Here is a 23,868-nt window from a genome sequence, read left to right on the forward strand (position 1 = left end):
GGAGATAATCCGGCAGTTGCCCCGCATCGCAGGTCACTGCCGGCCTGGTATTATCGGTGACAGCCGCGCGGGGCTGCCCGGCAAAAATCAATCGGTGCGTCTTTCCAGAATATGGAAAGTCACGTCCATGACGTCGTTGCGGATATGAGCGCGGTGATCGTCCATATGCTGCGCCTGCTGGTGCTGCTCGAGATGACGGATGCTTTTCCACTGCTCCAGCATGAAAATGGAGTCGGGGGCGGTTTTGCGCCAGGGCACCTGCGCCTTATAGTCGGTGAGCAAGGTATATTCGCTGCAACCGTCTTCCGCCAGAACGTTGGGCCGGAGTGCCTGGATGGCGGCTAAAACCGCTTCTCTTCGTCCCGGTTTCACTTTGATTTCTGCAATTACCGTGATCATCGATTCCTCAGTTTTTGGATGGGTAGTTCGGGTCGACACTAGTTAACCAAAGACGCGGCCGAGATGCTCGCGATATTTTATGATATCCCGCTCAATTTGCGGTTGTTTTATGACATCGTTACAGATAAAGGTCGGCAGCATCGACATGCCGAGGAACTGGTTGGCTTTATGGAACGGCAGGTAAACCCCGTCCACGCCCACGCCCTCGAAAAACTGATCCGGGTCCGTGAAGGCCTCAAGCGGAGCGTTCCAGGTCAGCGACAGCATATAGCCTTTGCCTTGGATCAGGCCGCCGGACCCGTATTTTTTCGTGCTGTCCGAACGCGTGCGCCCGTCACTGGCATACAGGCGCCCGTAACCGACGGTAAAAACCTCGTCGATATATTTTTTCAGGATCCAGGGCTGTCCCATCCACCAGCCGGGCATCTGGTAAATGACCGCGTCCGCCCAAAGATAATTGTCCACCTCGCGTTCACTGTCGTAACCCTGGTCCACCACCGTCACGCGGGTGTTCAGGCCAGCCTCCGTCAGGAACGTGGCGGCCACGTCGGCCATGGTGTTGTTTAAGGCGCCCTCGGAGTGGGCGAATTTTTTACCTGCGTTAATAATAAAGACGTTTTTCATTTTATCCTGCCTTAAATAGATTGAACGGCAGTGTAGCCCGCGCGGACAAAATGAAACAGGGCGCCTGACGCACAACATTTTTGTCCGCGGCGCAATAAAGCCGCGCCATCAAGCCCTGTGACAGCCGGGGGCCGGATAGGGTAGTATCATGGACTATTACCACCAAACCAAAGGGTATGGCTAGCTACCCAGACCATACCGCGGTGAGAGGAAACAACAATCAATGAGTGATTTGGCTCATGACGGCGCGGAAAGCCTGGCGCTGCATACATTTACCGAGAATGCCTACCTTAACTATTCCATGTACGTCATCATGGATCGCGCGCTGCCGTTTATCGGCGACGGCCTCAAGCCGGTACAGCGCCGTATTGTCTATGCCATGTCGGAGCTGGGGCTAAACGCCAACGCCAAATATAAAAAGTCGGCCCGTACCGTAGGCGATGTGCTGGGTAAATATCATCCCCACGGCGACAGCGCCTGCTATGAAGCCATGGTGCTGATGGCGCAGCCGTTTTCCTATCGTTATCCGCTGGTGGACGGCCAGGGCAACTGGGGGGCGCCGGACGATCCCAAGTCTTTCGCCGCCATGCGTTACACCGAGTCCCGGCTGTCCAAATACGCCGAGCTGCTGCTCGGCGAGCTCGGCCAGGGCACCGTGGATTACGCCCCTAATTTCGACGGCACGCTGCAGGAGCCGAAAACCCTGCCGGCGCGGCTGCCCAATATCCTGCTTAACGGCACCACCGGCATCGCCGTCGGCATGGCCACGGATATCCCGCCGCATAATGTCAGCGAGGTCGGCGCCGCGATTATCGCGCTGCTGGACAATCCGAAAACCACCCTTGAGCAGTTGCTGGACCATGTCAAGGGGCCTGATTATCCCACCGAGGCGGAAATCATTACCCCGCGCGAGGATATCCGCAAAATCTACCAAAGCGGACGCGGATCGGTGCGCATGCGCGCCCTGTGGAAAATCGAGGACGGCGAGGCGGTGATTACCGCGCTGCCGCACCAGGTGTCCGGCGCCAAGGTGCTGGAACAAATCGCCGCCCAGATGCGGGCGAAGAAGCTGCCGATGGTGGAGGATCTGCGCGACGAGTCGGATCATGAAAATCCCACCCGTCTGGTGGTGGTGCCGCGTTCCAACCGGGTCGACCTGGAGGCGGTGATGCATCATCTGTTCGCCACCACCGATCTGGAGCGCAGCTACCGCATCAACATGAACATGATTGGTCTTGACGCCCGTCCGGCGGTCAAGAACCTGCTGGAAATCCTCACCGAATGGCTGGTGTATCGCCGCGACACGGTGCGCCGCCGCCTGAACTACCGGCTGGAAAAAGTGCTGCGCCGCCTGCATATCCTGCAGGGGCTGCTGGTGGCCTACCTTAACCTGGATGAGGTCATCCATATCATCCGCACCGAGGATGAGCCGAAACAGCAATTGATGCAGCGCTTTGCGCTCAGCGAGACCCAGGCCGACGCCATCCTGGAATTAAAGTTGCGCCATTTGGCTAAACTCGAAGAGATGAAAATCCGCGGTGAGCAGGCGGAGCTGGAAAAAGAGCGCGAAAAGCTGCAGGGCATCCTGGCCTCCGAGCGCAAGCTGAGCAATCTGCTGAAGAAAGAGATCGAGGCGGACATCGCCGCCTACGGCGATCCCCGCCGCTCGCCGCTGGTTGAGCGCGGCGAGGCCAGGGCGCTGAGCGAAAACGAATTGACGCCGTCGGAACCGGTGACCATCATCCTGTCCACCATGGGATGGGTGCGCAGCGCCAAGGGGCACGATATCGATCCCAGCGCGCTGAACTATAAATCCGGCGACAACTTCCTTTCCGCCGCCCGCGGCAAAAGCAACCAGCCGGTGGTGTTTATCGATTCCACGGGGCGCAGCTACGCGCTGGAGCCGTCCGTGCTGCCATCGGCCAGAGGGCAGGGAGAGCCGTTAACCGGCAAGCTGACGCTGCCGCCCGGCGCTACCGTCGAGCAGATGCTGACCGGCACCGACCAGCAGAAACTGCTGCTGGCCTCCGATGCCGGATACGGGTTCGTCTGCACCTTCGACGATCTGGTGGCCCGCAACCGCGCCGGCAAGGTGATGCTGACCCTGCCGGAAAACGCCCGGGTCATGCCGCCGCTCTGGGTGAATGATGAGATCGAGCAATTGCTGATGGTGATTACCGAGGCGGGACGGCTGCTGCTGTTCCCGGTAAGCGATCTCCCGCAGCTTACCAAGGGCAAAGGCAATAAAATTGTCTCGATTGCCGCGGCCGACGCGGCCGCCGGCAAAGATCGCCTGGTCTGGATGCTGCTGTTGTCCACCAAGGGATCGGCTACGCTATATGTCGGCAAACGCAAATTAACCCTGCGACCGGAGGACTTGCAAAAATATCGCGCCGAACGGGGACGGAAAGGAACGCTACTGCCCCGCGGCCTGCAGCGTATCGACCGCATTGAGATAGACGACCCGCTGGCCGCGGCCGATCCTGGCCAGGCCGCGCTGCCGGACCAGTAGCGGTCCGGCCGTTGGGCCCGCGCTTTTCCGCCGGGCCCCCGGCGGCGTTGAGGTCAGCCGGCCGCGGTTTGACTTAAATGTTATCAGCGCCGTACGGGGAATAACCGTGTATTTTGTCATGAAGCCGGTATACTAGCGGCGGCTGATGGTTAAGAGGTTAATATGCTAGCGATTATTCGTACCATTGTGGTGGTGCTGCTTTCTATTTGTATTTGCGTATTTGGCTTGATTTATTGTCTGTTCAGCCCGAGAAACCCACGTCATGTCGCCACTTTCGGCCGGATGTTCGGGCGAATGGCTCCCATCCTCGGCCTGAAGGTCGAACTGCGTTACCCCCAAACGCTGGTGACCCGGCAAAACTGCATCTATATCGCCAATCATCAAAATAATTATGACATGGTGACCGCCGCGAGCATGGTGCAGCCGCGCACGGTGACGGTGGGTAAAAAAAGCCTGCTGTGGATTCCCTTTTTCGGCCAGCTTTACTGGCTGACGGGCAATCTGCTTATCGATCGCGAAAACCGTTCGCGCGCCCACGGCACCATTGCTGAAATCGTTAAGCAGATAAAGAAAAAAAACATATCCATCTGGATGTTCCCGGAGGGCACCCGCAGCCGGGGCCGCGGGCTGCTGCCGTTTAAAATGGGCGCGTTCCACGCGGCCATCGCCGCCGGGGTGCCGGTGGTGCCGATTTGCGTCTCCAATACGTCCAACGGTAAGATCAGGCTGAACCGCTGGAACAACGGCCTGGTGATCGTGGAAATTCTGCCGCCGGTGGATATCACGCCTTATGGGCGCGATCAGGTGCGCGAACTGGCCGCGCACTGCCGCGATATCATGGCGGCCAAACTGGCGGAGCTGGATGCGGAAGTGGCCCAGCGCGAAGGGCGTCCGGCGCCGCAAAAGGCCGGGTAACGGCTATGTCATTCAACAGGCGTCAGTTTATCCAGGCATCGGGGATTGCGTTATGCGCCGGCGCGCTGCCGCTGAGGGCGCGGGCCGCCGGGCAACCGACCGCCTTGCCCATTCCGCCGTTGCTGGAATCGCGCCGGGGACAGCCGCTGTTCCTGACGCTGCAACGGGCGCACTGGGAGTTTATGCCCGGCAGGCGCGCCGCCACCTGGGGTATCAACGGCGGCTACCTTGGCCCGACGGTACGGGTATACAACGGCGACGACGTTAAGCTCATCTATAACAATCGTCTTAACGAACCGGTTTCCATGACGGTCAGCGGCCTGCAAGTGCCCGGCTCGCTGATGGGCGGCGCCCCGCGCATGATGTCGGCCAGCGTCGACTGGTCGCCGGTTATCCCCATCCGCCAGCCGGCCGGCACCTGCTGGTATCACGCCAACACCCCCAACCGCATGGCGCCGCATATCTATAACGGCCTGGCGGGGCTTTGGCTGGTGGAAGATGAAGTCAGTAAGTCCTCACCTCTGCCTAATCATTACGGCGTGGACGATTTCCCGGTCATCATCCAGGATAAGCGCCTGGATAACTTTGGCGCCCCAGTCTATAACCCGCCGGCCAACGGCGGTTTTTTCGGCGACACCCTGCTGGCCAATGGCGCCCAGAGTCCGTTCGTGGAGGTTTCCCGGGGCTGGGTGCGCCTGCGGCTGCTTAACGCCTCGAACGCCAGGCGCTACCAGCTGCAGCTGAGCGACGGACGCACCATGCAGGTGGTGGCCGGCGATCAGGGGTTTTTACCGGCCCCGGTGCCGGTAAGCCAACTCTCGCTTGCCCCCGGCGAGCGGCGCGAAATCCTGATTGATATGTCGAAAGGCGAAGAAGTGGCGATCACCGCCGGCGCGGCGGCGGGCATTATGGATCGGGTGCGCGGTTTTTTTGAACCCTCGTCGATCCTGATCTCAACCATTGTGCTGACGCTCAAACCCACCGGCCTGCTGCCGCTGGTCACCGATAACCTGCCGATGCGGCTGCTGTCGGACCAGGTGATCGACGGCAATATCACCCGCACGCGGGAGTTTCATCTCGGGGGCAGCCAGCCTGAAATCAACGGCGCCATGTGGGATATGAACCGCACCGATTTCCGGGCGCTGCAAGGCAGCTTTGAGCGCTGGATCATCCACGCCGAGACGGCGCAGTCATTCCATATCCAGGGCGTGGCGTTTTTGATCAAGCGGGTCAATGGCAATTCGCCCTTGCCGGAAGACCGCGGCTGGAAGGATACGGTATGGGTCGACGGCGATGTGGAGCTGATGGTCTGGTTTCCGCAGGTGGCCGGCGACCATTTCCCGTTCCTGTATTATAGCCAGACGCTGGAAATGGCCGATCGCGGCTGCGCCGGCCAGTTTACCGTCAGTCCCGGCTAAATTGCCGGCCCGGCCATACGACTGCGGCGGCTCACGGCAATGTAAGCCACCCTCCGGATCCCGGCGGGACCCGGAGCGAATATGACCAGGCCAGTCATGCCCACCGGCGCTTATCAGGGTTTCACAAACGTATCCGGATTTGGCCCCAGTCGTTTACCGCAGTCCAGTTGGGCAATGGCGTCCAACTCGTCCTGCTGCAGCTTGAAGTCCAGCACCGCGAAGTTCTCTTTGATACGCGACGGCGTTACCGATTTCGGTATCACCACCAGGCCGGAGTCGAGATGCCAGCGGATCACGATCTGCGCCGGGCTTTTACCGTATTTTTCCGCAAGCTTGCGGATAATTGCCTGGTCAAAAACGCCTTCCCCGCCCTGGGCCAACGGGCTCCAGGATTCGGTCAGGATATCGTGGGCGGCGTTCCATTGGCGCAGTTCGCGCTGTTGCAGCAACGGATGCAGTTCGATTTGGTTAATCACCGGCGTAACCCCGGTTTCATCCAGCAGGCGCTGCAAATGAGGAGCATGGAAATTACAAACGCCAATGCTTTTTGCCAGTCCCTCCTCCTTCAGCTTGACCATATCGCGCCAGGCCTGGACATAAGTATCCTGCGAGGGTACCGGCCAGTGCATCAGATACAGATCGACATAATCAAGCTGTAGCTTCTTCAGGCTTTCTTCCAGCGCCTTAGGCGCCACCGTCTGATCGGCGTTCCACAGCTTGGTGGTGATAAACAGCTGTTCACGGGGCAATGCGGCCGCCTGCAGCGCTTCGCCGACGCCGGTCTCGTTCTTGTAAATGGCCGCGGTGTCGATAGAGCGGTAACCGACTTTCAGCGCTTCCTGCACCGCCTTCAGGACTTCTTCGTTGCTGGCCTGCCAAACGCCCAGCCCGAGCTGTGGCATGGTACGTCCATCATGAAATTTTACTGTAGGTTGCGTCGACATCATTTCTCCTTACTTTCCATGCGCCGGTCCCGTTCAGGCCGGCAGGGATCTCACGTGGCGAGATCAGTTATTCTAGTAGAAATTGCGGTGTTGCGTGGCGTGAGTACCCCTCCATTGTGATCATCCCACGGCTGGGACTCAATGCTTATTCCTGTCCGCTATTTGCCTGTTTCTCCAAAAGACTATAGAAAAGGAGTAAAAAAAGGCACTATACCTGTAGGATCGTACAAACAAGAGAACCTTGCCATGACGCAAAATCAATCCCTCTGTACCCGTTTGTCGCTGCGCGCCATGCAATTGTTGCGGGAGAACAAGGCCGTGACCATTCCCCATGTGAAGCTGCTGCATGCCGACGCCTATTATGCCCGCACCCCGGTAATGTACGAGCCGGGCATCATTATCCTGTTCCAGGGCCGTAAAACCGGTTATCTCGGCGGCAAAACCTTTGTTTACGACGCCAGCCAATATCTGCTGCTGAGCGTGCCGCTGCCGTTCGAATGCGAGACGTTCGCCTCGCGGGAAGAGCCGCTGGTGGGATTGTTTATTGGCGTCGATACCCTGATGCTGCAGGATTTGATTATCGATATGGGGGACGATGCGCAGTTCAGGCCGGTTACCCCCCGGTCAAGCGGCATTAACGCCGCGCCGCTGACCGAAGAATTATTTTGTGCCGCCGAACGCCTGCTGGATATTATGGATAAGCCGTTGGACGCGCGGGTGCTGGGGCAGGCCGTGGTGCGCGAAATTTTGTATTACCTGCTGCAGGGCGAATGCGGCGACGCGCTGTACGCCCTGGCGAACCGGCAATCGCATTTTAACCAGATCGCCAAGATCCTGAAAAAAATTGAACGGCAGTTTGCCGATAACCTGACCATCGAGCAACTGGCGGCGGACGTCAATATGAGCCTGTCGGCGTTCCATCATAATTTCAAAGCGGTGACCAGCACTTCGCCTTTGCAATACCTGAAAACCTACCGGCTGCATAAGGCGCGCATCCTGATGCTGCATGACGGACTGAACGCCGGTACCGCGGCCATGCAGGTGGGGTATGAAAGCCCCTCGCAGTTCAGCCGGGAGTTTAAACGTTATTTCGGTATCTCGCCCCGGGAAGACGTGGCGCGCGTGCGCGTGCCGGGACATAACCCGGCGTTGCAGATATAACCCCCGCCGGGAGGAGAAAAAGGGGGCTAGGCGGCATCCTTGACCTTGCGTTTGCGCAGCAGCAGCACCAGCGTGCCTACCAGCCCGCTGCACAGCAATACCAGCGGCAGCACCATCAGGATCATCATCACCTGGTCTTCATGGTGTTTTACCAAGGGCACATGGCTGATGGCGAATCCCAGCGTCAGCAGCGTGCCGACCCATATCAGGGCGCTTAACCAGTTAAACAGCTGGAAACGGGTGCTGCTTAAGCCGGAAATTCCCGCCATGGTGGGCAACAGCGTGCGGATAAACGCCAGGAAACGGCCGACCAGCAGCGCCATCAGGCCATGGCGATTGAACATCGCGTAGGCGCGCTGATGGTAATGGGCGGGCAGGTGCAGCAGCCAGCCGCGGACAATACGGGTATCCCCGAGCCAGCGGCCCTGCAGATAACTGAACCAGCAGCCCAGGCTTGCCGCCACGGTAAGGATGATAAGGGTGGGTATAAACGCCATCACCCCCTTCGCCACCATGGCGCCCGATAGCAGCAACAGGCTATCGCCGGGTAAAAACGAGGCCGGCAGCAATCCGTTTTCCAGGAATAGGGTGGCGAACATCACACAGTAAACTATCCCGATTACCCGCGGATTTGCCAGGGCGGCGAAATCCTGTTGCCAAAGCGCGCGGATAATCTCATGTAATACGCTCATCTCTACCTGCTTATCTCATTTTATTGGCAGCTTAACGTTAACATCCCTGTCTGTCCTCGATCGCGTACGCAATCAGACAATATTTATTAACTATTTTAGACCTGATCCCGGGTATGCGCGATGAGACGCTTCCTCAATCCTGGCGAAACCGGCGGCAAGATCGGCGATAAGGTCATCGGTATTTTCCAGGCCGATATGTAGCCTGACCAGGGTGCCGGTAAAGTCGACTCCGCCGGCGGGGCGGATAGCCGCGATGTCCTCGGGCTGGTTGGCCAGGATCAGCGATTCAAAACCACCCCATGAATAAGCCATGCTGAAATGGATGAAGTGATCGAGATAATACTCCAGTTGCGCCTGGCTCAGACGCGCTTTCAGCACAAAAGAGAACAGTCCGCTCGCGCCGGTAAAATCACGGACAAAAAACGCATGGCCTTTACAGCTGGGCAACGCCGGATGGTTGACCACCGCCACTTCCGGCCGGCCGGCCAGCCAGGAGGCTACCCGCATGCCGTTCTCGGCGTGTTGCTTAAGACGCACGCCCAGGGTGCGCAGGCCGCGCGCGGCCATATACGCGCTATCGGCATCCACCATCTGGCCCATCAAATACGATTGTTCGCGCAACTGATCCCAGCAGCGGTCGTTGGCGACCGCCGTGCCGAGCATGGCGTCGGAGTGACCGATAATATATTTGGTGCCGGCCTGGATGGAAATATCCACGCCCAGTTCCAGGGCCGGCAACAAAATGCCCGCCGCCCAGGTATTATCCAGCATAATCACGATATCGGGGTTGATCGCGCGAACGGCTTTCACGATCGCCGGGATATCCTGTACTTCCATGGTGATGGACCCCGGCGATTCCAGGAATACCACCCGCGTGTTTTCCTGGATTAAGGCGGCGATCCCGGCGCCTATCAGCGGATCGAACCAGGTGGTGGCGACATTCAGCTTGCCCAGGATATGGCGGCAAAAATCCGTGGTCGGCTCATAGACTGAGCCGGTAACCAGGATATGGTCGCCCGCCGAGACGAACGAGAGAATGGCATTGGTCACTGCCGCCGCGCCGCAGGGGTATAGGGCGCATCCCGCCCCGCCTTCCAGTTCCACCATGGCCTGCTGCAGGGAAAAATGGGTCAGCGTTCCGCGCCGGCCATAGAACAGCTCGCCCTGGGCACGTCCGGCGGTGGCTTTTTTTTTCGCCTGGACCGAGTCAAAGACCAACGACGAGGCCCGCTGGATAACCGCATTGACCGACCCTTGGGTATATTTTTTATCCCTGCCGGCGGTAATCAACGCCGTCTCGATTTTCTTAGCCTTCATTATCCACGCTACGCCTTTAACTGATTGTCTGTACTGAAGGGTCCACCGGCGCAATGACGCCGGTGTTCGCTGTGCTACGTTAACATGAATACGCCGCGGCGGCAGGCGTTTTGGCCGGGCTGAAACGATTTATAATAATATTAATTTTGATTTAAAAAGAGGGATCCGGCATAAGCGCCGCCGCCGCCGTAACCCGCGCGTGCGGGAACTGAACGGTTCTTTAACCGAAGTGTTAATAACGTTATTTTCCACGGCGAGGTGTTATTAGGTTGATGAGCGCAGGATAAATTTTATCGCGGGTTGTCGGTGGCGCAAGAATGGTTGATACAAATAATAATGAGAACCACTATCAATTCCCGTTCTGTTTGCTATCATTCTGGCTGGATTATTTTTTAGCAAAGTTTTAGGTGGAGGCGCAGCGTGAAAATGGCTGTTTTACAACGGGTCCAGGTCCTGTCCCAAAGGGCGCAGCGACGTGCTTATTCATTATCCGCAGTGTTGCGTGGCATGTCCGTCGCGACGCTAATGGTATTTGGCCTGACAGGGCCGGCCGCCGCCGCCGCGCCGGATACCGCCCCCGCGCCGATGGGAACCGCCGCCGTCGCCGCGCCGCAAAGGTTGCCGCAGGCGATACCTGTCGACGCCTCCGGCCAGCGGTTGCTGCCGCAGATGGATCTGTCGGTATGGGGTATGTATCAGCATGCCGATGTGGTGGTCAAGACCGTGATGATTGGGCTGCTGATTGCCTCCATCATCACCTGGGCGTTGTTTTTTGGTAAAAGCGCCGAACTGTCGTCGGCGAAACGCCGGCTGCGCCGCGAGATGGCGTCGCTTGCGGAGGTGAAGAGCCTGGACGAGGCTTTTTCGGCCGCGGCGGCATTTAAAGAAGCCAGCGTCGCCGGCCGGCTGCTGGCCATGACGCAAAATGAGCTGGATCTCTCCGCCGAGTCTAACGACAGCAACGGCATTAAAGAGCGTGTCGCCTTCCGGCTGGAACGCAGCGTCGCGGCCACCAGCCGCGCGATGGGTAAAGGCAACGGTTTTCTGGCCACCATCGGCGCCATTTCGCCGTTTATCGGTTTATTCGGCACCGTTTGGGGCATCATGAACAGTTTTATCGGCATCGCCCATACCCAGACCACTAACCTGGCGGTAGTGGCGCCGGGCATTGCCGAGGCGCTGCTGGCCACGGCCATCGGTCTGTTCGCCGCTATCCCCGCCGTGGTTATCTATAATATTTTTGCGCGCACTATCGCCGGCTATAAAGCCATGGTGGGAGATTGCGCCGCGCAGGTTCTCCTGTTATTGGGCCGTGATTTGGATCTGGCCGCCAGCGCCGGGCGTCAAAGCGCGCATGCCGTGGCAAAGTTTCGGATAGGTTAAGCGATGGCAATGCACTTGAATGAAGACATTGACGGCGACGGGGAGATGCACGATATCAACGTGACGCCGTTTATCGACGTGATGTTGGTGTTGTTGATTATTTTTATGGTGGCCGCCCCGCTGGCAACGGTGGATATCCGGGTGGATTTGCCCAACTCCACCGCGGCCCCGCAGCCGCGTCCGGAAAAGCCGGTTTACCTGTCGGTAAAAGGGGATAAGCAGTTGTTCCTCGGTGATCAACCCGTCACACCGGCTAACCTGGCGACGTCGCTGGATACGCTGACCCAGGGCAATAAAGACACCACGATTTTTTTCCAGGCTGATAAAAGCGTTGATTACGAGACCTTGATGTCGGTAATGGATAACCTGCGCCAGGGAGGGTACTTCAAGGTGGGGTTGGTTGGGGCGGAATCCGGCGGCAAGCGCTAGGCTGCTGTGAATTCGGCGGCTTTGAGCCGGTGCTGGCGGGCCTGGCCCGCCATGGAACGGTTAGCTTAAGTGATTGCCGCCGGTGACGCCGTGGACTTCGGCCGTGACGTAGCTGGATTCCTGCGAAGCCAGATAGACATAGATGGGCGCCAGTTCGGCGGGTTGACCGGCACGGCCAAGCGGGGTCTGCGTGCCGAATGAAGGCAGCTTTTCGGTGGGCTGTCCGCCGGACACCTGCAATACGGTCCAAATGGGGCCGGGCGCCACGCAGTTAACCCTGATGCCTTTGGCGGCGACCTGTTTAGCCAGTCCGCGGGTAAAGTTCAGGATGGCGGCTTTGGTGGCCGCGTAATCCAGTAACGACGGACTGGGCTGGTAGGCCTGGATGGACGAGGTGGTAATGATGGACGCGCCGGCGGGCAGGTACGGCAACGCCGCCTTGGTCATCCAGAACAGTGAAAAAACATTGGTTTCAAACGTTTTGCGGAACTGTTCGGTCGTCAGATCGGCAATATCCTCCACCGCCGTTTGTTTCCCGGCCACCAGCGCCAGGATATCCAGGCCGCCCAGTTGGTTGTACGCATCTTCCACCACTTTGACATTTACCGACTCGTCGCTTAAATCACCGGGCAGCATAAATACTTTGCGTCCCGCTTCCTTAATCAGTTCCGCTACCTGTTCGGCGTCTTTATGTTCATCGGGATGATATGCCAGGGCGATATCCGCCCCTTCCCGGGCATAGGCGATGGCCACGGCGCGTCCGATGCCGGAATCAGCGCCGGTAACCAAGGCCTTGCGTCCGGCCAGGCGGCCGCTGCCGCGATAGGTTTGCTCACCGCAATCAGGAACCGGGGTCATGTCGGATTGTAGTCCGGGCGCGTCCTGGCGTTGTTCAGGAAAGTCCTCCCGGGTATATTGGGTCACGGGATTACGCATGGTATATTGATCAAAATCAGCCATCTTTCTCTCCTTTTAAATAATAAGCATACCTATTTAAACCTAAGCCTAGTTGATTTTCCGGATTTGTCGAATATAAAAATTTTGAGCGATTATTTTAATCTCAATTATAAATAATCATAAAAATGCCAACAGGTGCATTAATATTTATTTAAAATTAATGGATATGTTCCAATTGGCTAAATTACCATGCTATAAATTAATAAAATTACCCGGGTTTTTATTCAAAAAAATAAGAGAGTAATAATGATCAAGGTCTAGAAAAAATAACCCTTGGCATCAGGCGGATTGTCGCTGTTAACACTCCTGCTGCCCGGGTCCACGCGGCTGCGGAAGCTGCGGATAAAATGTAAATTGTGCTCGCGCCAGCGTGTGACGCATATACGGCGCTGCCCCAAATATTCGCCCGCGGGACTCAGGCATGCCGGCACGGCGTCGCAATGGTTTGTGTTGCCGTTCGCGCTGTAGAACGAATACGCGCCCGCCGGCGTGCAGGGGCCTTCATCTTTTATCGCGGCGGATCCCGCGATGGTATCAGCGCCCGCCGGCGCGCACCACTCGTCTTCCTCTTCTGATACCAGCGTAAGGTTACCTTCCGCGTCTTCATGGATAATGCAAAAATCACCTTTCAGCAGCGCAATGATGCTCATGCCGTGGCGCTTCACCGCCAGGCTGATGATCTCTTCGCTGATCGGATCGGCGCCGGAGGGGTAATAATTGAATAATAAGTAATTTAGCAGCGGCAGGTTGTCGATATGGCCGATAATATGCCATGATTCATCTCCCTGATTATACGTCTTATAGGGTGTGCCGTCACCGATAAATAATTGGCCTTGCCTTAACCGATGTATTTTTCCGTGCGGACGTGATGTGATGGTTAAGATATTATTTCCTTGGTTAAGGATGACACAAAAACGATTGCTCATACACCCTCTTGTAACTATTAATTATGCTAATTACTGTTATAAAAAATAACCGGTTGCAAAGACATTACACGTTATCGATACGGGTAAAAAGCTAGTATTAAGTACAGTTATTGCCTGTACTTTAGTACAGGTTGTTAGGGCTTTTCTTAACTGATACCATAAATTAACTTTGTATTAAGTTAAATCAAAGAGCATTAATATATAATCATAAAAGGGTGGACTATGTTTAATTTAATTAGTGTTAAGTACCAGGATATTATCAATGATAAACTCGATGAATTATATCTGCTGCGTAAAAAAACCTTCAAGGATCGCCTGGACTGGCAGGTCACCTGCGTCGGAGACCGGGAATTTGACGGCTATGATAATGAACACACCCATTATTTATTAGGATGCTATGGCGGTGAAATCGTCTGCAGCGTGCGTTTCATAACCATGGACCAGCCGAATATGATTACGGGCCCTTTTAAGGATTTTTTTAATTATCAGGCGCCTGAAGACGGTGCCTTGATTGAGTCCAGCCGCTTTTTTGTTGATAAAGGGCGGGTAAAGGACCTTGCCGAGACAAAGCTGCCGTTTTGCCATTTGCTGTTCCTGGGGATGGTGAATTATGCCCGAATGCTTGGTAAGCAGGCAATAATGACGGTATGCAGTAAATCAATGTATACCATTCTTAAGCGGAGCGGCTGGAATATAGCGATCGAGAGTACCGGATTATCGGAAAAAAAAGAGCCGGTATATTTGCTGCGTCTCGGCATCGGTGAAGACAGCCAGGACGCGTTGATCAAATATATACGCCGTCATTATTATTGTGAGGGAAGTTATCTGAAAAAATGGCCTATTTATCTTTGAGCGCTTAGGTGCATCATGGGTCATGCCAGGGTTTATTTTAAGTGTTTTATTGTCAATGTCGTTTCAATTAAATAAGATGATAATAGGTAACGGTCGGGATGGGTCTGTAACCATGGCATGACAATGTCCACCGCCATTATTCATAACGATTTCCCGATGATGACGGCGCCAGTCATTGCCCGCTGCCTTGACGCCGCCGCAATTATTCATGGGTATTCAACAGTTGCAGGTCAGATGCCTTTTTAATGGCGTGTTTGGCATTCACTACGCCAAGTTTTACAATGACATTACTGATATGGAATTTAACGGTACTCTCCGTTATGCCCATGATGATGGCAATCTCGCCATAGGTTTTCCCGAGGCTTGCCCAGCGAAGGACTTCGGTTTCCCGGGTGGTTAACGTTCTTTCATCTCTCTCAGGCAGCGCATGATAGGGATGTATGAGCATAAATTGCTCATGGACGGAGAGCAGCAGCAGCTGGATATTTCTTTTATGCTCCTCGATGCGCTGTTTGAGAAGCGCGCATTCTTCCTCCGCGTACAGGGTTAAGGTTGCCAGATTATTTTCATGATCGTGCAGTGGGAAAGTATAACCGCTGAGGATATTATATTCTTTCGCGGCCGAGAAAATTTTACTATAGGCGCTACTATTGAATAATGGCGTTTTGTCATCCCACACGAAGGGCATGATGCTTTTTCGCGCCAATAAGACAACGGGATCGTATTTATATAATGTCATATTGATATATTTCTCTATCCATTTTTCCGGATAGTTGGAGTAGATAACCGGCGGCTTCGGGTATCTTTTGTTAATCACGGCGTAGGCAAACCGGGTTTGCGCCGGAAAGCGAAATTCACGAAAAATAGTATCGCTAATGTTTTTAATGATAAGATTGTGTTCATTTTTCCTGATTGAATTTGCAGTAAGAAGCATATGAATCTCATCATTTTAGCTGAGTTTAGTTAATGATCTGGGATATATTTAATACATTGAAATGCAGGTTTTTATTATATAATATTATTTTAATCGATAGTAAATCAGTTAACAGATTCGGTCAATGAGAAAATGCGTCCCGCTAAAAAAATCATTATATATATAAGCATAAAGCTAATTATTTTAATTTATATTATTCATCGTGTAAGATACTTTCTGTCTGCGCCTTGTGCCCGGCGTTGTCCGCTTGCCGGCCAGCCTGGCCGTCCGTATAATCCCAGGCAAGCTGCTCCTGTGATATCGCCTCCCTGCCCGAAGCATTAGGAGTGAAATAATTAACTGGGTGTATACTCAAACCAGTTACCACAGTTTCGCAGAGGCGAATACGCGGGATTGCATCTCCCCCGGGGATGTGCCGAGGAGTAGGGAACGCACAATGCCTATCAGCCTGAAAAGCAGGATCATAGCAAAAATCGCCAACAAGTATCGCATGCTCTTTTGGGTAATCATTCCCTTGTGCTTTTTTATTTTTTCCGTTTCTCTCATTAGTTTTTTTGCTTACCAGACGTTGAAATCCCGCGCCGATCATGAGATAGGCAGTACGCTGGCCTTTGTCGACACGCTATTAAACGACGCCGACGCAACGGCCGATGAAGCCATCATGTTATTGAACCGACCTTGCGCGGAGATCGTCGATCGATTACGCATGATCAACATGCGCCATTCGCTGGTGCGCACCGTTATCCTGGATCATCAAGGCCTGGTGTATTGCTCCCCGGTGCCGGCGCCGCCCAATATGAAGCCGCGCAAATACGCAGCGGAAATGCGCGATCTGACGCCGGAAATCGAGCTGCGCGCCGGCACGCTCCTGTTTCCCGGCATTGCCGTCATCGTGTTGCGCAAGCATCGCGGCAATGACGGCGTCAGCGTGGTCATTGATACGCAATATATGCATTATATGATGGATGCGGTGGGATCCAATAACCGGATTTTCCTGAGCATAAAGAATCAATCCCTGTCGCCTGATGGGCGGCTGATCCCATCTGACAAGCTGCAAACCGGGTTTATCGCCGTCAACCGGGTTTCGCGGGTTTTTCCTTTTGCGTTGAGCATCGCCATTACCCAACGTCAGTTTTTTGACTATATGGTCGATACGTATGCCGTCATAATCCTGTTTTCAGTGGTGGTTTGCCTGGTCATGTCGCTGCTTATCCGCAACTGGCTGGCGGCTACCACGTCCATTCGCACCAATATGGCCCTGGCGCTGAAGCGTAATGAGTTTGAACCCTATTTCCAGCCGGTGATGAATGTGGCCAACGATCGTTGCGCCGGCGTGGAGATCCTCACGCGCTGGCGGCATCCCACGGACGGATTTGTTTCTCCCGAGGTATTTATCCCGCTGGCCGAGGAATCGGGCCTCATCATTCCCTTAACGCGTCAGCTTATGCAGCAGGTAGCTACGGTGATTGCCGATAGCGCGGTGCATTGGCGGGAGAGGCTGCATGTCGCCATCAATATCTCGGCTAACCATCTTGCCGACCGGCAGATTGTGGAAGATTGCCGGACTTTTTTGCAGACGGTGCAGGATAAAAATATCCGGCTGGTACTGGAGCTGACGGAACGGCAATTTATCGACGTCAACGATACGACGCTGGCCGTGCTGGCCGAGCTGCAACAACTCGGGGTGGCGATTGCCATCGACGACTTCGGCACGGGATATTCCGGACTGTCCTATCTGAGCAAGATGAATATCGATTTCCTGAAGATCGATCAATCCTTCGTGGCGATGATTGAAGAGGAGACCACTTCCCGGATTATCGTGGACGTGGTTATCGATCTGGCGGTGAAGCTGGATATGAAGCTGATTGCCGAAGGGGTGGAAAACGCGCGGCAAAAGGCGTATTTGCTGGATAAACAGGTGTTCTTTCAGCAAGGCTACTTTTTCTCCAGGCCGATGGCGCTGACGCAATTTTCCCTGTATATGCGCGAGGAACACGCGCGCCATGCCGCCACAGCTATAGCACCATAATCCGGCTTGCTGGTTTTTTATAATCGTTTTGTGAGCTTAATCCCAAACAAAAATAGTGCCTTATTTATCCATATATACAGCCAATATGTATATGGATAATTTTTCCGTATCCTTCCATATTTCAATCGTTTTCTTCGCATAAGTCTCTATTTTTTTAATATAACGCTTTGAAAAAGCGTTTTAATTTTAACGCTGTTCTCCATGGCCTTTTTGTAAATTTTAACTCTAGCTACTCCTACCTTTATTGCTTCATGAGGATAAATAAAATGAAAACAAATACCCTGCACAACTGGTTAACCGCAGGTTGCCTGGGCCTGATGCTGAGCGCGTCCAGCGCCTTTGCCGCGCAGTCCGAAATCGTCAATATCTCCAAAATCGCCGGCATGCCCTGGTTTAACCGTATGGGCGAAGGCGTCACCCAGGCCGGTAAGGACCTTTCCGTCAATGCCTATCAGGTCGGGCCGTCCAGTACCGATGCTCCCCAACAGGTGAAAATCATTGAAGACCTGATTGCCAAAAAAGTCAGCGCCATAACCATCGTGCCCAATGATGCCGATGTGCTGGAGCCGGTATTTAAAAAAGCGCGCGCGGCGGGCATCGTGGTATTAACCAATGAATCGCCGGGCCAGCCCAGCGCCAATTGGGATGTCGAAATTATCGACAACCAGCAGTTTGCCGCCGACAACGTGGAGGAGGTCGCCAAGGCCAACGGCGGTAAAGGGGGATATGTCATCTATGTGGGCAGCCTGACGGTGCCCCAGCATAATCTCTGGGCCGATTTGTTTGTGAAATACCAGAAAGAGCATTATCCCGATATGCATGAAGTGACCAGCCGCATGCCGGTGTCGGAAAGCATCGATGACTCCCGCCGTACCACCCTTGATCTGATGAAGGCCCATCCCGATCTGAATACCATCGTGGCGTTTGGATCGCAGGGACCCATCGGCGCGGGACGCGCGGTTAAGGAGAAACGCGCCAAAAATAAAGTCCATGTCTACGGCATGATGATTCCGTCCCAGGCGGCGTCGCTGATTAAAAGCGGCGATATCACCGAAGGCATTACCTACGATCCGGCTACCGCCGGGTATGCCCTGACGGCGGTGGCGGCCAGCCTGCTGAAAGGCGAAAATATCGGCCCGGGCTATGAAGTAAAAGGCCTGGGCAAAGCGGAAGTGGATGCCGACAAGAAAGTGATTAAGTTCCATAAGGTGCTGCGGGTTACCAAGGACAACATCGACAGCCTGTATTAATTGTTCGCCGCTGTTTACATCCTGCGAGGCTCTGGCCGGGGAAGGGCTACTGCCCCGGCCGGTCACCCGGACGCGTTACTATGAGGTTGCAATGAAGCCGTTAATTGCGATGGAACATGTCAGCAAAACGTTTTATGGGGTGAAGGCGCTCAATGATATTGCACTGACGTTACTGCCGGGCGAGGTGCATTGCCTGGCCGGGCAGAATGGCTGCGGCAAGTCTACGCTGATTAAGATTATTTCCGGCGTTTATCAACCGGATGCCGGGGCGAAAATCACCCTCGACGATCGCGAGTTCTCCCATTTGACGCCGGGGGAATCCGTTAAACGCGGCATCCAGGTGATCTACCAGGATCTGTCCTTGTTTCCCAACCTGAGCGTGGCGGAAAATATCGCCATCAATCTTTATCATCACCATCTCTGGGTGAATAAGCGCCATCTTTACCAACTGGCGCAGCGCACCCTGGACGATATCGGCATCCAGCTTAACCTGGACGCGCCCCTGGAAACGCTGTCGATAGCGCAGCGGCAACTGGTGGCGATTTGCCGGGCGCTGGCGCAGGATGCCCGGCTGATTATCATGGACGAGCCTACCGCCTCTCTTACCATGACGGAAGTCAAAGGCCTGCTGCGGCTGGTGCATCAGCTGAAGGCGCGGGGGATCTGCGTGGTGTTTGTGAGCCATAGGCTGGATGAGGTTATGGAGGTATCCGACCGCATTACCGTGTTGCAGGACGGTGAGTACATCGGCACCTTCCCCGCCGCCGAAATGGGCAGTAAACAGCTGGCGTTCCTGATGACCGGGCTGGCGTTCGATTATCGAGTACTGACCCCTTATGCGGGCGGCAAGCCGGTGGTGCTGGAGGTGGAGCGGTTAAGCCGCCGCGGGCAATACCACGATATTTCGCTGCAGGTGCGCCAAGGTGAAATCGTCGCCATCACCGGGCTGTTGGGCGCAGGGCGCACGGAACTTTGCCTGAGCCTGTTCGGCCTGAACCGCCCGGACAGCGGCAGCATTAAAATCGACGGGCGGCCGGTCGCGTTCAACAGCAATCGCGATGCGATTGCCGCAGGCGTAGGGTATGTGTCAGAAGACCGCCTGGGCACCGGGCTGGTCATGGAGCAGTCCATTGAGGACAATATCATCTCAACGGTACTGGCGCAGGTGAAAGACCGCTGGCACCTTATCGATAAGCAAAAAGCGCAGGCCCTGGTCGATGAGATGATCGGCCGGCTGACCATCAAGTCGGATAATACCTCGCTGCCGGTCAATACCCTTTCCGGCGGCAATGCCCAGCGGGTGGCGATCGCAAAATGGCTGGCAACCCGTCCGCGTCTGCTCATCCTGGATTCGCCCACGGTCGGCGTCGATATTGCCAATAAGGCGGGGATTTACCAGATTATTAACGCGCTGGCCGCCCAGGGCATCGCGGTTTTGATGATTTGTGATGAAATTGAAGAGGCGTATTTTAACAGCCATCGGATTCTGGTGATGAAAGCGGGCACCCTGGTGGCTGAATTCCTTACGTCCCAAACCACCGAAGCGGCGCTGGCGGAGGTGGTCAATGGTTAACAAAGCCGCATTGCACCGGCATGAAGTATTGCTGATCGCGACCATCCTGATCATGGGGATCGTGTTCAGCCTGAACAGTAGCGATTTCCTCACCTTCGGCAATCTTTACGATCTTATCAACAATTACGCCATGCTGCTGATCCTGGCCTGCGGGCTGTTTATCGTCCTGATCTCGGGCGGCATCGATATTTCTTTTCCCGCGATGACCATCATCGCGCAATATATCATGGTCACCGCGCTGCTGAGATACGGTGGTAATTTCCTGGTGGCGTTCCTCATCGCCGGCGGCGTCGGTACCGTGCTGGGCCTGATCAACGCTGTACTGGTCAACCGGTTGAAAGTGCCTTCCATTATTGTCACTATTTCTACGCTGAATATATTTTATGGCTTACTGCTCTATTTTTCCAAAGGCGTGTGGCTGTACAAATATCCCGACTGGTTCGAAGGCGGCCTGACATTATTTACTTTTACCGCCGCCGACGGCTATGACTATGGCCTGAACCTGCCCATTATGACCCTGCTGGCGGTATTGATCATCACCGGCCTGTTGATGAAACGCAGCAGTATCGGGCGTAAAATCTATGCCATGGGCGGTAATCGCGAGGCGGCTTCCCGGCTGGGCTTCGGTATTTTCAAGCTACAGCTGTTTGTCTATGGTTTCATGGGGCTGTTGTCGGGCGTGGCCGGGGTGGTGCAATCCTATACCGTGATGACGGTGGCGCCGGACTCGCTGCTGGGATATGAACTGACCGTGCTGGCGGCGGTGGTGCTGGGTGGAACCAGTATCATCGGCGGGCGCGGCACGCTGCTGGGAACGGTGTTGGGCGTGGTACTGCTGGCCATGCTGCAGAACGGCTTGAATTTAATCGGTGTGTCTTCCTATTGGCAGATGGTGATTACCGGCCTGGTCATTGTGGTCAGTATCAGCTCCACCGCCTGGAGTCAGCGCAGTAAATCGGAGATCCTGTCATGAGCGGCGCCAAAGTAAAAGATCATGTGGAGCTGTACCTGATGGTGCTGCTGGTGGTGGTGGTGGTGACCTTCAGCGTGCAGATTCCGGGCGTATTTTGGTCGGCGTCGAATTTCCAGTCCATCGGATCACAATTGCCGGTATTAGGCGTGCTGGCGTTCGCCATGGCGGTGACCATGCTGACCGGCGGCATCAACCTGTCGATTATCGCCACCACCAACTGCTGCGCCCTGGTCATGGCCTGGGTTGCCACCCATTTTGCCCCGTCGATAGGCAGCGCCCTGCTGATGCTGCTGGCCGGTATCGCTATGGCCGGTCTCATCGGCCTGCTGAACGGGGTCCTGATCGCCGTCATCCGCGTCTCTCCCATATTGGCCACCCTGGGCATGATGACCCTGCTGAAGGGGGTGACCATCCTGATATCCAAGGGGACGGCTATCTCCAATTTTCCCGCCTATGTGCTGTGGCTGAACAACCATAACTGGCTGGGCATCCCGGTACCCTTGTACCTCTTTGCCCTGGTGGCGCTTATCATGTGGATCGTGCTGGAACGGTCGCCGCTGGGCCGCCGTATTTATCTTATCGGCTCCAATCAGCGGGCGGCCCATTATGCCGGCATTAATACGCCGCGCACGCTGATGGCGGTTTATGTCATCTCCTCGCTGTTGTGCGTGGTCGCGGCGCTGCTGATGATGTCCAAGCTGAATTCCGCCAAGGCCGCCTACGGCGAGTCCTACCTGCTGACGAGTATCCTGGCGGCGGTACTGGGGGGGATTAATCCCGATGGCGGTTTCGGCAAGATTGTCGGTATGGTGCTGGCGCTGATCCTGCTGCAGATGTTGGAAAGCGGCCTGAATATCATGGGGATAAGCAGTTATATCACGATGGCGCTATGGGGCGGCCTGTTATTGGCGTTTCTCTTCCTGAAGGGCATACGGCTACCTTTTCCCAGCCGTTAACCGGGACGATTAAAACGCCGCGCGGCGGACGAACCGTGCGGCGTTCCCGGCAACTTGCGTTCCCGTCCGCGTTGCCCAGAAAAATGTTATGCATGTTATCCTCCCCGCCGGTGAAAGAATCTTTTCATATAAATGCAAATAAAATAGTTATTTATTGATTTTAATCACTGCCCACAGGAACGCAGGATTTTATCGGTCAAAATAACCATTTTTATGAGTATATAAATGTAAATCTAATAAATAATTAGCCAAGCAATTGATTGCTGTTTCTTTAACTGATTGAGTAACATAGAGATGTTATTATACAATGGCTGGCTATTAGTAGAAGCGTTAAGATTGACTGGCAGTTAACATAATATGTCTTTAAAAAAGGCTCAATTGGAGTATTTTATATTTTCCTGCTGTTTATCACTCAATAATAAAAAACGAGCCTGATAATAAATTATTTACCTTGCTCAACGATAATAATTACCGGTATTATCAATTTATGAGTTCCTAATATCATTAGCATTTGTATTATTATCAATTAAAATAACTATCTTGATATTTTAATGAAAATATTTGTCGGTGAACAGCGATGATCGCCACTTTCATTGCGCGTTCGAAATTTGTAATTAAAACGACGAAATTATTAGTTACCTAAGGAGAAAATATGATGGAAATTGAGCGACACGCTATAGAATTTGCGGGGGACAAACTGGCCATACGGATACATCGTGCAGGCGGTAGCACCACATCGCCGCTGCCGGCGGTATTGATGTGCCACGGATTCTTTTGCATCCAGGACATATTATTATCGGGCTTTGTTAAGCATTTTACCGCGGCCGGCTACTGCGTTGTTACCTTTGATTACCGTGGCTTCGGCGACAGTGAAGGCGACGCCGGCAGGATAGTGCCGGAACGGCAGATTGAAGACATCATGGCGGTATTGGACTGGTGCCAAGCCCAACCCGGGATAGATGCCCGGCGTATCGCCCTGTGGGGCACGTCGCTTGGCGGCTGTCACGTTATCGAGGTGGCCGCCCGCCGCCCGGAAATAAAATGCGTCCTCAGCCAACTGGCTTTCGCCGACGGCGAGCAATTGGTGACCGGCGATATGGGGGGAGAGGAAAAGGCCCGCTTTATGGATACCCTGAAAAGGATGGCGAGTAAGCAGCAGCAGAGCGGCAATGAACTGTTGGTGCCCATTATCAAGGTCATGACCGATGAGGAGTCGCGCGTGTTCTTTGAAAAGAAAAAAAAGGAATTCCCGGTCCTGGGGAATAAAGTCCCTTATCTGGCGGTATGGGAAACCATTCTTTATCATCCGGCGCAAGCTGCGGCGCGGGTGACTCAGCCGACGTTTATGGTGTTTGCTGAAAATGATAAAGTCATCGCGCTGGAATACGGCCTGGCTTTATACCAGGCCATTAGCGCGGATAAACGCTGCCATATCCAGCCCAAGGCGCGTCATTACCAGGTTTTTGCCGGCGAGCATCTTAATCGCGTCGCAGGACAGCAACTGGACTGGCTACGTAAACACATGTGAAGGGCGCAGACATGGGCCGCAGCGGCATTGCCCGGCCCGGTTGTGTTCGGGGCTATGCCATAAGCGCCGGTATCCATGCTATCGGTGCGGCCGTGG

21 protein-coding genes are annotated in these 23,868 nt (G+C 54.7%); 13 read left to right on the forward strand and 8 right to left on the reverse strand.

Annotated features, from left to right (window positions below; genetic code table 11):
* Nucleotides 1–87: 87 nt before the first annotated feature.
* Both ABUK12_RS20005 and ABUK12_RS20010 read right to left on the reverse strand, forming a co-directional pair.
* Nucleotides 88–399 (reverse strand): putative quinol monooxygenase, encoded by a 312-nt coding sequence (locus tag ABUK12_RS20005; RefSeq protein WP_162366350.1) that lies wholly within the window; start codon nt 397–399, stop codon nt 88–90.
* Between the two features lie 42 nt (nt 400–441).
* Nucleotides 442–1,023 carry an NAD(P)H-dependent oxidoreductase gene (locus ABUK12_RS20010; RefSeq protein ID WP_410013449.1) on the reverse strand — a complete coding sequence of 194 codons (582 nt, stop codon included), beginning with the start codon at nt 1,021–1,023 and terminating at the stop codon, nt 442–444.
* A gap of 223 nt (nt 1,024–1,246) precedes the next feature.
* Here ABUK12_RS20010 and parC point away from each other — a divergent pair, with 223 nt between their 5' ends.
* From parC to ftsP, 3 genes are all read left to right on the forward strand, one after another.
* Nucleotides 1,247–3,535 (forward strand): DNA topoisomerase IV subunit A, encoded by a 2,289-nt coding sequence (parC, locus tag ABUK12_RS20015; protein WP_410013450.1) that lies wholly within the window; start codon nt 1,247–1,249, stop codon nt 3,533–3,535.
* 162 nt (nt 3,536–3,697) lie between these two features.
* Nucleotides 3,698–4,450, forward strand: coding sequence for a 1-acylglycerol-3-phosphate O-acyltransferase (locus ABUK12_RS20020; RefSeq protein ID WP_410013451.1), 753 nt, complete (start codon nt 3,698–3,700; stop codon nt 4,448–4,450).
* Nucleotides 4,451–4,455: 5 nt separating this feature from the next.
* Nucleotides 4,456–5,868, forward strand: coding sequence for a cell division protein FtsP (ftsP, locus tag ABUK12_RS20025; protein ID WP_410013452.1), 1,413 nt, complete (start codon nt 4,456–4,458; stop codon nt 5,866–5,868).
* A gap of 113 nt (nt 5,869–5,981) precedes the next feature.
* On the opposite strand, the gene dkgA is transcribed toward ftsP, so the two are convergent.
* Nucleotides 5,982–6,812 (reverse strand): 2,5-didehydrogluconate reductase DkgA, encoded by an 831-nt coding sequence (gene dkgA, locus ABUK12_RS20030; RefSeq protein ID WP_410016726.1) that lies wholly within the window; start codon nt 6,810–6,812, stop codon nt 5,982–5,984.
* Between the two features lie 291 nt (nt 6,813–7,103).
* Between dkgA and ABUK12_RS20035 the strand changes: the two genes are divergently transcribed.
* The gene (locus ABUK12_RS20035; protein WP_410016727.1) at nt 7,104–7,973 is read left to right on the forward strand and encodes an AraC family transcriptional regulator N-terminal domain-containing protein; all 870 of its coding nucleotides are present in this window, start codon (nt 7,104–7,106) and stop codon (nt 7,971–7,973) included.
* A 26-nt stretch (nt 7,974–7,999) separates the two neighbouring features.
* Here the strand turns inward: ABUK12_RS20035 and ABUK12_RS20040 are convergent, their stop codons facing one another.
* Together ABUK12_RS20040 and metC are read right to left on the reverse strand one after the other, a co-directional pair.
* Complete coding sequence (locus ABUK12_RS20040; RefSeq protein WP_410013453.1) at nt 8,000–8,665, reverse strand: DedA family protein; 666 nt, start codon at nt 8,663–8,665, stop codon at nt 8,000–8,002.
* Nucleotides 8,666–8,755: 90 nt separating this feature from the next.
* A complete protein-coding gene (metC, locus tag ABUK12_RS20045; protein ID WP_410013454.1) occupies nt 8,756–9,982 on the reverse strand; it encodes a cystathionine beta-lyase in 1,227 nt (408 codons plus the stop codon).
* Nucleotides 9,983–10,408: 426 nt separating this feature from the next.
* Between metC and exbB the strand changes: the two genes are divergently transcribed.
* On the forward strand, nt 10,409–11,365 hold the full coding sequence (gene exbB / locus ABUK12_RS20050; RefSeq protein WP_410013455.1) for a tol-pal system-associated acyl-CoA thioesterase: 957 nt from the start codon (nt 10,409–10,411) through the stop codon (nt 11,363–11,365).
* A gap of 3 nt (nt 11,366–11,368) precedes the next feature.
* On the forward strand, nt 11,369–11,794 hold the full coding sequence (exbD, locus tag ABUK12_RS20055; RefSeq protein ID WP_410013456.1) for a TonB system transport protein ExbD: 426 nt from the start codon (nt 11,369–11,371) through the stop codon (nt 11,792–11,794).
* A 60-nt stretch (nt 11,795–11,854) separates the two neighbouring features.
* On the opposite strand, the gene ABUK12_RS20060 is transcribed toward exbD, so the two are convergent.
* Complete coding sequence (locus ABUK12_RS20060; protein ID WP_410013457.1) at nt 11,855–12,754, reverse strand: SDR family oxidoreductase; 900 nt, start codon at nt 12,752–12,754, stop codon at nt 11,855–11,857.
* 254 nt (nt 12,755–13,008) lie between these two features.
* A complete protein-coding gene (locus tag ABUK12_RS20065) occupies nt 13,009–13,677 on the reverse strand; it encodes a carbapenam-3-carboxylate synthase domain-containing protein (RefSeq protein WP_410013458.1) in 669 nt (222 codons plus the stop codon).
* Between the two features lie 222 nt (nt 13,678–13,899).
* Here ABUK12_RS20065 and ABUK12_RS20070 point away from each other — a divergent pair, with 222 nt between their 5' ends.
* Complete coding sequence (locus ABUK12_RS20070; protein ID WP_410013459.1) at nt 13,900–14,529, forward strand: acyl-homoserine-lactone synthase; 630 nt, start codon at nt 13,900–13,902, stop codon at nt 14,527–14,529.
* A gap of 202 nt (nt 14,530–14,731) precedes the next feature.
* On the opposite strand, the gene ABUK12_RS20075 is transcribed toward ABUK12_RS20070, so the two are convergent.
* Nucleotides 14,732–15,463: a helix-turn-helix transcriptional regulator gene (locus ABUK12_RS20075; RefSeq protein ID WP_410013460.1), complete on the reverse strand. Its 732-nt coding sequence runs from the start codon at nt 15,461–15,463 to the stop codon at nt 14,732–14,734.
* 436 nt (nt 15,464–15,899) lie between these two features.
* Between ABUK12_RS20075 and ABUK12_RS20080 the strand changes: the two genes are divergently transcribed.
* From ABUK12_RS20080 to ABUK12_RS20105, 6 genes are all read left to right on the forward strand, one after another.
* Nucleotides 15,900–17,492 carry an EAL domain-containing protein gene (locus ABUK12_RS20080; RefSeq protein ID WP_410013461.1) on the forward strand — a complete coding sequence of 531 codons (1,593 nt, stop codon included), beginning with the start codon at nt 15,900–15,902 and terminating at the stop codon, nt 17,490–17,492.
* A 317-nt stretch (nt 17,493–17,809) separates the two neighbouring features.
* Nucleotides 17,810–18,742 (forward strand): autoinducer 2 ABC transporter substrate-binding protein, encoded by a 933-nt coding sequence (locus ABUK12_RS20085; protein WP_410016728.1) that lies wholly within the window; start codon nt 17,810–17,812, stop codon nt 18,740–18,742.
* Between the two features lie 91 nt (nt 18,743–18,833).
* Complete coding sequence (locus ABUK12_RS20090; protein WP_410013462.1) at nt 18,834–20,315, forward strand: sugar ABC transporter ATP-binding protein; 1,482 nt, start codon at nt 18,834–18,836, stop codon at nt 20,313–20,315.
* Complete coding sequence (locus tag ABUK12_RS20095) at nt 20,308–21,288, forward strand: ABC transporter permease (protein WP_410013463.1); 981 nt, start codon at nt 20,308–20,310, stop codon at nt 21,286–21,288. Before ABUK12_RS20090 ends, ABUK12_RS20095 begins: the two co-directional genes overlap by 8 nt.
* Nucleotides 21,285–22,244, forward strand: a complete 960-nt coding sequence (locus ABUK12_RS20100) for an ABC transporter permease (protein ID WP_410013464.1) — start codon at nt 21,285–21,287, stop codon at nt 22,242–22,244. Before ABUK12_RS20095 ends, ABUK12_RS20100 begins: the two co-directional genes overlap by 4 nt.
* A 652-nt stretch (nt 22,245–22,896) precedes the next feature.
* Nucleotides 22,897–23,772 carry an alpha/beta hydrolase gene (locus ABUK12_RS20105; RefSeq protein ID WP_410013465.1) on the forward strand — a complete coding sequence of 292 codons (876 nt, stop codon included), beginning with the start codon at nt 22,897–22,899 and terminating at the stop codon, nt 23,770–23,772.
* The last annotated feature ends 96 nt before the right edge of the window (nt 23,773–23,868 follow it).

It is taken from the genome of Sodalis sp. C49 (genome assembly GCF_046352915.1).
In the GTDB taxonomy this organism is placed as follows: Bacteria; Pseudomonadota; Gammaproteobacteria; order Enterobacterales; family Enterobacteriaceae; genus Acerihabitans.